Source organism: Neisseria sp. P0021.S006, from assembly GCF_051956895.1.
The window spans coordinates 1-1827 of the sequence record NZ_JBQCWZ010000238.1 but is presented as its reverse complement, the minus strand read 5'-3'; the positions used below and the strand labels follow the sequence as shown (position 1 = coordinate 1827).

The window sequence follows — 1827 nt, the reverse complement described above, 5'->3', positions numbered from 1 at the left end:
GCACGCGGCTGGGGGATTCCCAATATTTACCTTAAAGACGCAGAAAAAATCCTAACCCCATATATTGGCCGTCGTATCGAATTTGAAGCGACTGCTAAACAATACCGAATTGTCCAAACCAACCGGAACACTACCAGTAAAAGCTTTTCAGACGGCCTTACCCTGCCCCAACCTGATGTTTCCGATTATGGCCTTAGGGCTTTGGCAAACCTGCGCCGTGATGACAGCCGTTACTGCGGCAGTAAGGCTGCCAACCTCGGCCATATCCGTGCCCATATTGCAGGCAGCAACGTTCCTGACGGATTCTGCATTCCGTTTGCCTACTATCAAGCCATGATGGTTAGGCTGGGTATTAATGCAACAATACTGGCACAAATCGAAACGCAAAGTGATGGAGACAACCGCAAGCGCCGCACTGCTTTACTCACACTGCAGAAAAAAATTACCGATGCCGAAATCCCGTCAGAATGGAAGCGCAGATGGGCTGAGCAATGGCGCAATCAATTAAACAGCAAAGGCGTGTTTGTCCGCAGCTCCTCTAATTCCGAAGACCTGCCCAATTTCAGCGGCGCAGGGCTGTACACCACCGTGCCAAATGTTACCGATGAAAACGCGTTGGCCGAAGCAGTGAAGCAATCTTGGGCCTCCGTTTTCAATTACAGCGCATACGAAGCCCGCCGTATTGCCGGACTGCCTCACGATAGCGTGAAAATGAGTGTCTTCGTACAACAAAGCATCAATGCAGATCTCTCCGGTGTGTTGGTTACCATCAATCCTTATGATACTGCTCAGAAAAACAGCGCCTACATTGCCGCCAAACACGGGTTGGGTATTCGTGTCGTTGAGGGCAAACGGGTAGCCGAACAGGTAGTCTATAACCGTCGCAATGATTCTGTACAACGTCTCAGCTCCTCTAATGAAACCACAGCGTTGCAACTAGATAAAAATGGTGGAGTACGCGAGGTGCCTGTAACCAGTGGCAATGTAATGAATCAAGAACAAATACGTCACCTTGACCAAACCGGCCAACAAATCAAACAGCTATTTGCTAATGGTGAGCAGGACATCGAATGGGCGTTTGACAATGGTAAGCTTGTCATCCTCCAGGCACGACCTTATCTAAACGGCACACGTTAAAGTAAAAAGGCCGTCTGAAATTATCGTTTCAGACGGCCTTTGCATCATGAATTAGTTATACCCTATACTTCCCGTTCTCCAAGGAACTATGATGTCAAAACAACTCACTTTTTATTTTATTCGCCATGGCCGTACCCAATGGAACGAACAGGGGCTTTTGCAGGGATCAGGCAATTCACCACTGACCGAACAAGGAATTACAGGAGCTCTAAAAGCCAGCGTAGCGCTACAACAAGTAGAATTTACCGCTGCTTATTCCAGTATTTTACAACGTGCCATTGATACGGCTGGCCATATTATCGGCCAGCGTCCCATCCCTCTTTTTCAGCACTGTGGACTAAATGAGCAATCTTTTGGAAGTTGGGAAGGTATGCAGATCGATGACTTGCGGAAGCTAACCGAATTCAAACAACTGACCAATGACCCGGCAGCTTATAAAGCATTAAGCAATGGTGGCGAAACCTTTGAACAATTAGCAGTACGTGCAATGGCCGCCCTTTACGATATCATTAAGGTACATCAATCGGGAGCCAATATTTTAGTGGTATCGCATGGCCATACCTTGCGGCTTTTATTGTCTTTATTAGGCGGAGCGACTTGGGAAAACCATCGTGATGAGGGTAAATCCGTGTCATTATTGAATACTTCGATCAGTATTGTGAAATACGATAGTGAAAGCGGTTTTCATAT

General features: G+C 47.1%; 2 protein-coding genes. Both read left to right on the top strand.

Annotated elements, in window-relative coordinates; all coding sequences use genetic code 11:
• Positions 1-1137, top strand: a 1137-nt coding sequence (locus tag ACTHUM_RS12935) for a PEP/pyruvate-binding domain-containing protein (RefSeq protein WP_440403049.1), incomplete at its 5' end; no start/stop codon positions are given.
• 91 nt (positions 1138-1228) lie between these two features.
• Positions 1229-1827: histidine phosphatase family protein (locus ACTHUM_RS12930; protein ID WP_440403048.1), on the top strand; the 599-nt coding region annotated here is incomplete at its 3' end.